Genomic DNA, 6,936 nt, shown 5'->3' on the forward strand with positions numbered 1-6,936 from the left:
CGAACCTCGAACCTCGAACCTAACACCTGTCTCCTCATTTCCCAATCTCAACTTTTACATCATCACCCAGCACTTCCCTATATTTTGTAGCGAGTGCATTTTTAGCGTCATCATCGCCATGGACTATTTTTATATAGCGGGGTTTTTTGCGCATACCGGTTACAAATTTGATGAGACCTGCTTGATCTGCATGAGCGCTGTAGCCACTTATAGTGTGTATTTTGGCGTTAATATTAATGCGGAGATTATTAATAAATACATAGCCATTTTTTGGGCCATAGGTTTGTATGTCGCGACCTAAAGTACCTCGGCCTTGGTAACCTACAAATAGTACGTCGGTGGTTTCATCTGTTAAAAATCGCTCTAGATAGTTTACTATTCGTCCGCCGCTGCACATACCGCTTGCAGCTAGAATAATAGCGGGGGTTTGACGGGTGGCTAAGTAATTTATTAACGCTAAGTGCTCGCTATGCGTATTTATTGTAGTGAGGTTTTCAAAGTCGAGAGGATGGCGGCCTTTGGCTACTTTTTGTTTTGCTTCTTCATCCCATAAATATTTAAATTTTCGATATTGCTGAGTAAAGTTAGCCGCCATCGGGGAGTCGAGTATTACTTGTATTGTACGCCAAGGTGAGTTTTTAGTTGAAGCATGAATTAGCTGTTCAAGTTCGTATAACAGCTCTTGTGTACGGCCTATACTAAATACGGGTACAAGCACGACGCCATTGTCGGCAACAGCGCGCTCAATCACGGCTTTTAAGGTGTGCGTACGTTGTTTTCTCCCTTGATGGTTTTTATCACCATAGGTTGACTCAATAACTAAAGTATCTGCTTTATAAGGGGCTTTAGGGGCGGGTAGTAAAGGTGTATAGGGCGCGCCTAAATCACCTGAAAAAACCACTCTGTGATTATTGCTCGCTTTATAAGGAGGCGTGCTTATGTCTATTTCTACATAAGCCGAGCCTAAAATATGCCCTGCTCGTTGTAGTCGGGCTTTCGCTGTGTGTTCACCCTTACAAGGAAGATCGAACCAAGTTTTAAAATCAACTTCAATAATTTGCTGTTTAAGTAATCTTAGGCACGTATCTATTATTTTTTGATCGCGTGTGACTCCCACTTTTAATGCATCTTCAATGACTAACGGCAGTAAACTTGCTGATGCAACAGAGGTAAATATAGGGCCTTTAAAGCCAGCCATCAATAGGTAGGGGATTCGGCCAACATGATCAATATGGCAATGGGTGACGATCAGCGCGCGAACTGTGTCTATATTAAATTCGATGTTTAGATCATCTACAGAGTCTTCACCCTGAAATAGCCCGCAGTCAATTAGAAAAGAGCTTCGGTCGTTTATTATCAGCTGGTGGCATGAGCCTGTTACGCCATTTACCGCTCCATGGTGAAGTATTTGCATTTTACGTCCTTATGTTTTGGCTGCGGGTTGCGGGCCACAGGTTACGGCTTGAAGCCCGAGCCTAGCACTTAGAGCCTAACGCCTTTATTTTATAAGTAAATATAGCAGGCAATTAATAGTTTGGAATTTTAGTGGGTTACCATAGCAAAATTGCGCGAGGTGCTAGTAAAAACCTAGATCCTAGAGTTGCTTTTCAAATATGCCGTTTAGCTTTTGTTCTGGGTTCATCCCGCATCTTTTAGTGATTTTTTACCACAGAGGTCACAGAGTGCACAGAGGAAGTGATTAAAGATAAAGAGCAGTGATATTAGAACTTAGATATAAGCACTGGATTTCTCGGTGTAGCGCGAAGCGCCTCGGTGCTCTCTGTGGTTCAAAAAAATTAAAACACTATTTACCACAGAGGCCACAGAGTGCACAGAGGAAGTAGTTAAAAATAAAAGGCAGTGATATTAGAACTTAGATGCAAGCAATGGATTTCTCGGTGTAGCGCGCAGCGCCTCGGTGTTCTCTGTGGTTCAAAAAATTAAAACGCTATTTACCACAGAGGACGCAGAGTACACGGTGGAAATGATTAAAGACATGTTTTATTTGCCTTGTCTTCTCTGTGTAGCGCGAAGTGCCTCGGTGTTCTCTGTGGCAAGAAATGTTTTGTAGGCGGGGCTTTATGCCGTACAAGTGTTTGGTTAAGAGTGGAATGTTAAAGAGTACGAGCTAGGGGCGCGATTTAAAATTTAGTTGTGAAGCAAGGGGGTCTCACTTTCGCTCACTTCTCTCTCAGTTTATGCATAACTTAAATGGGTTATATACTAAGTTGCGAAGAGCGCATGATGATTTAGAGGTGCAAAGTAAGGAACAAAATTATAAACAAAAGAGCTCCTTATTTGCCAATAACTTAGCTTTAACTATACTTTCTGTTATTCATAGCATTACTTTTTATTTTAAGGCTACTTATGAAGATAACAGTGGTGGGCACGGGTTATGTTGGTTTATCTAATGCAATGTTGTTAGCACAACATAATGAAGTCATTGCATTGGATATAGACGAACAAAAAATTGCGTTATTAAATAATAAGCAGTCCCCCATTGTTGATGATTACATTAGTGAATATTTACAGCGAAATGATTTAAATTTCACTGCTACAATAAATAAAAATCAAGCGTATACAAGTGCTGATTTCATTATTATTGCTACACCTACCGATTACGATACTCATACGAATAACTTTAACACTAGCTCTGTTGAGGCAGTTATAAAAGATGCACTCATGTATAACTCCGATGCGGTAATAGTAGTTAAATCAACGGTGCCTGTGCGCTTTACTCAGCGAATAAAAAAGCAGTTTGGTATTGACAATGTGTTATTTTCACCAGAATTTTTACGTGAAGGTAAGGCTTTGTACGATAATTTATACCCATCACGAATTATTGTCGGAGAGCAAAGCGAACGCGCCACTGCATTTGCAAATTTGTTAAAGCAGGGCGCTATAAAAGAGAATATAGAGGTTCTTTTTACTGACTCAACTGAAGCTGAAGCTATAAAGCTTTTCTCTAATACTTACTTAGCGATGCGTGTTGCTTATTTTAACGAGGTAGACACCTATGCTGAATCACATAATTTAAATAGTAAGCAGATCATAAAGGGGGTGGGACTCGACCCTCGAATTGGCGAACATTACAATAATCCCTCATTTGGTTATGGTGGTTATTGCTTACCAAAAGACACTAAGCAGCTATTAGCTAATTACAAAGATGTGCCAAATAATATGATAAGTGCGATTGTTGATGCCAATACTACCCGCAAAGATTTTATTGCAGACTCAATTGTTAAACGTAATCCAAAAGTTGTGGGTATTTACAGGTTGGTTATGAAAACCAACTCTGATAATTTTAGGGCGTCAGCCATTCAAGGGATTATGAAACGAATTATGGGCTACAACATTGAAATGATTGTTTATGAGCCTGAATTGAAAGATGATGTATTTTTTAATTCACGAGTAATCCGTGATTTAAATGAGTTTAAACAACTTTCAGATATTGTTGTGTCTAATCGAATGGTTGATGAGCTGAGTGACATAACAGATAAAGTATACACACGCGATTTATTTGGTAGTGATTAAAATATCGTTAAAGGCTTAAGGCCACGGGCTGCTGGTTACGAGCGACGAGTTAGGCACCTAAACCTAAGCCCTAAACCCTAAAACCAAATACTGACGCGGGGTGAACCCGCTGCTACAGGCATAAAAAAACCTTGCGATATTAACCGCAAGGTTTTTAAACTTCTCGAACCTCGAACCTAGCCCTTAAAAGCGTCTTGTAGTGGGGGTACTACTTGCTTTTTACGGCTTAATACGCCGTCTAGCCATACTTTACCGTCTTCTGGTTTTTCACCATAAGCTTGCTCAACTAGGCTAGCATCGTCTGATGCAATTAGCATTTGTGAGCCTTCTTTCATAATGTCGGTCAGAAGTAAAAATACCGAGTGACGACCGCCTTCTTCTTTAAGCTTCGCGATGTCGGCTTCAAGGTCGGCTTTAATCTCGTCAAATACCGTAAGGTCAATAACTTCTAACTGACCAATACCAACGAGGTTACCGTTCATGTTAAAGTCTTTAAAGTCACGCATTACTAAGTCACGTACTGGCGTATCTTCAACGGCTGATTTAACGCGGAACATGTCCATGCCTAGTTCTTTGAAGTCTTCAATGCCTGCAATTTCTGCAAGCGCTTCAACACATTTAATATCGGCCGTAGTACAGGTTGGTGATTTAAAGATAACCGTGTCGCTTAAAATAGCGCAAAGCATAATGCCAGCAATATCTTTAGGGATCTCAACGTTGTAGAAGTCATACATCATTTTAATAATGGTGTTTGAACAACCAACAGGGCGGATCCAACACTCAAGGGGTGTCGATGAGGTTAAATCACCTAGTTTATGGTGATCAACCACACCCACTACGCGAGCCTGATCAATATCGTCAGGTGCTTGGGTTTTTTCTGTGTGGTCTACAATATAAACGTCTTCGCCAGCGTAGCTAAGTTTTAGCTCAGGTGCTTCAAAACCGAATTTATCTAAAATAAATTGTGTTTCAGGTGACACTTCACCCAGGCGAGTTGGGATTGCTGGTTCATCAATTTGGTTTTTTAAATAAGCCAGTGCAATTGCACCACATATTGAATCTGAATCTGGGATTTTATGGCCCACTACATACATTGACATGACTAAACTCCTTAAAATTTGCCGATATTCTAGCAAAGTCTTTGGGTTTTAACATATAGACAGTGTAATTAAGTTTTGGTTACACTTTAAATCGATATTATTAATTGGAAGACCCACATGCAACTCGGCCGAAAAGGTTGGAACAATGTTATTATTTTTTCGATGTTGATTATGATCTTCTTTTTAAATGGACTGCATAAAAACATAGGGAATGATGAAACACAGGCGCAATTGCAGCCACTACTTCCTCCTCAAAGTTTTGTATTAACACTTAAATTTATCGACCAAAAAATTGAGCGTATTGGCACTAGTTGGCGTACTACTGCTTTGCATAAAAATGTACCGCTTAGTTGGCAAGGCTCAGAGCAGCAACTTAGTGAGCTGGTTTATTTATGGCAAAATACCGCGCTGATGACCACCACACCTGATGCGCTTGATATGAATAAGCCACTATCGGTAGCCACGTTTGAACTCGCCGGTGAGCCCCTATCTTGGGTGTACTTATTATTTGAGGCGAATGGTCAGTATTATCTATTCGATAAAACCAGTCAGCGATTATTGTTGCTAGATTTAACTACTGCAAAACAATTATTTCCAAGTTTTACCTTTTCATAAGTGAGTTTTATAAATGCCTGAATTACCAGAAGTAGAAGTTAGCCGTATGGGCATTACCCCCCATGTGCTAAACCAAGTTGTGACTAAGGTAAATATTCATAATGCCAGTATGCGCTGGCCTGTGCCAGATGAGGTGTATCAACTTGAGGGGTTAGTGGTTAGCAGTATTGAGCGCCGTGCTAAATACTTATTGTTAAAGTGCGAGTTAGGCTCGGCTATATTGCATTTGGGGATGTCGGGGAACTTGCGGGTTGTGAACGCCAATGAGCCACTTAAAAAGCATGACCATGTTGAGTTTATTTTAGCGAATAATAAGGCGCTGCGTTTAAATGACCCCCGTCGCTTTGGTTGCTGTTTATGGCAAGCCCCCAATGAAGAGCATAAGTTACTTGTTAAATTAGGCCCAGAGCCACTCACCGATGACTTTTTTGCTAAACGTGTTTATGAGCAATCTCGCAATAAAAAAGTGCCTGTTAAACAGTTTATTATGAATAACGCCGTGGTGGTTGGGGTTGGTAATATTTACGCTAACGAATCATTATTTAAAGCGGGTATCGATCCGCGAAAAGAAGCCGGTAAGGTCAGTTTAAAACGCTACCAAGCATTAATCCCAATTATAAAAGACACCCTAGCCGCAGCAATCACTCAAGGTGGCACAACGTTGAAAGACTTTGCCCAAAGTGACGGTAAGCCAGGCTACTTTGCGCAGCAGCTATTAGTGTATGGCCGAAAGGGCCAGCCTTGTGTAAATTGCGAGAGCGAACTAACTGAAATTCGTCTAGGGCAACGCAGCACCGTTTTTTGTGAGGTGTGTCAGAAATAATAAAGGTATTAGGTGTTAGGTACTAGGAAAACCTCAAACCTATGGCGCTCTCTTTCCGCGAGGCGCCTCTGTGCACTCTGTGGCGCAAAAGTTTAAAGGTGTTAGGTAGAGATTAAGCCAAGCACGGTGTTTGGATTAAACTTAGGTGGGTCTTTATGTCGTGCAGGTGTTTGGTTAAAGGTAAAAGAGCAGGTTTTAGGTGTTAGGTAGATATTAAGCCACGTACATTGCAAGGATTGAGCGTATGCGGGGCTTTATGCCGCGCATTAGGTGTTAGGTAGAGATTAAGAGCAAAATTTAGGTTGTATTTTATTAAATAAAAACTAAGCTCAGAATATATCATTAAGGATAATAGATATGATGAATTTTGAAAGTTTAGAGGTATGGAAACGAGCTGCTCGTTTAAGTGCAGATATATATAAAAATCCAACAATAACAAAAGATTTTGGTTTTCGAGATCAGTTAACACGCGCAGGATTGTCTGTACCTAGTAATATTGCTGAGGGAATGACACGAGATAGTGACAGAGAAAAAGTGCGTTTTTTAGATATTGCTCGTTCTTCTTTAGCTGAAGCTAGAACACAAATTTATATAGGTATTGATATAAACTATATTGATTCGAATGTCGGCCAACTTTGGTTGTGTGAAACATCTGAGTTATCAAAAATGCTATCGAGCCTAATCTCTAAAATTAAAGAACGAATCTGAGAGATTTAAATTGTTTAAGCTATTCTTAATTGCCCATACCGATTTTATAGTTATTTTTGATAAAACCTAAAACCTAAAACCTAAAACCTAAAACCTAAAACCTAAAACCTAAAACCTAAAACCTAAAACCAAAACCTTTATGCGGAAAAAACAACC

General features: G+C 40.1%; 6 protein-coding genes. 4 read left to right on the plus strand and 2 right to left on the minus strand.

The window, feature by feature from the left end; genetic code table 11:
- Positions 1 to 34 precede the first annotated feature (34 nt).
- A complete protein-coding gene (locus CWB77_RS17350) occupies positions 35 to 1,414 on the minus strand; it encodes an MBL fold metallo-hydrolase RNA specificity domain-containing protein (RefSeq protein WP_138623785.1) in 1,380 nt (459 codons plus the stop codon).
- 953 nt (positions 1,415 to 2,367) lie between these two features.
- On the opposite strand from CWB77_RS17350, the gene CWB77_RS17355 reads away from it, so the two are divergent.
- A complete protein-coding gene (locus tag CWB77_RS17355) occupies positions 2,368 to 3,534 on the plus strand; it encodes a nucleotide sugar dehydrogenase (RefSeq protein WP_138623787.1) in 1,167 nt (388 codons plus the stop codon).
- Positions 3,535 to 3,710: 176 nt separating this feature from the next.
- Here the strand turns inward: CWB77_RS17355 and CWB77_RS17360 are convergent, their stop codons facing one another.
- Positions 3,711 to 4,634, minus strand: coding sequence for a manganese-dependent inorganic pyrophosphatase (locus CWB77_RS17360; protein ID WP_138623789.1), 924 nt, complete (start codon positions 4,632 to 4,634; stop codon positions 3,711 to 3,713).
- Positions 4,635 to 4,751: 117 nt separating this feature from the next.
- Here CWB77_RS17360 and CWB77_RS17365 point away from each other — a divergent pair, with 117 nt between their 5' ends.
- From CWB77_RS17365 to CWB77_RS17375, 3 genes are all read left to right on the plus strand, one after another.
- Positions 4,752 to 5,249 carry a hypothetical protein gene (locus CWB77_RS17365; RefSeq protein WP_138623791.1) on the plus strand — a complete coding sequence of 166 codons (498 nt, stop codon included), beginning with the start codon at positions 4,752 to 4,754 and terminating at the stop codon, positions 5,247 to 5,249.
- Positions 5,250 to 5,262: 13 nt separating this feature from the next.
- The gene (gene mutM, locus CWB77_RS17370; RefSeq protein ID WP_138623793.1) at positions 5,263 to 6,072 is read left to right on the plus strand and encodes a bifunctional DNA-formamidopyrimidine glycosylase/DNA-(apurinic or apyrimidinic site) lyase; all 810 of its coding nucleotides are present in this window, start codon (positions 5,263 to 5,265) and stop codon (positions 6,070 to 6,072) included.
- A 360-nt stretch (positions 6,073 to 6,432) separates the two neighbouring features.
- Positions 6,433 to 6,780, plus strand: a complete 348-nt coding sequence (locus CWB77_RS17375) for a four helix bundle protein (RefSeq protein WP_075170549.1) — start codon at positions 6,433 to 6,435, stop codon at positions 6,778 to 6,780.
- The last annotated feature ends 156 nt before the right edge of the window (positions 6,781 to 6,936 follow it).

The sequence above is a fragment of the Pseudoalteromonas sp. S1610 genome, assembly GCF_005887465.1.
GTDB classification, from domain to species: Bacteria; Pseudomonadota; Gammaproteobacteria; order Enterobacterales; family Alteromonadaceae; genus Pseudoalteromonas; species Pseudoalteromonas undina.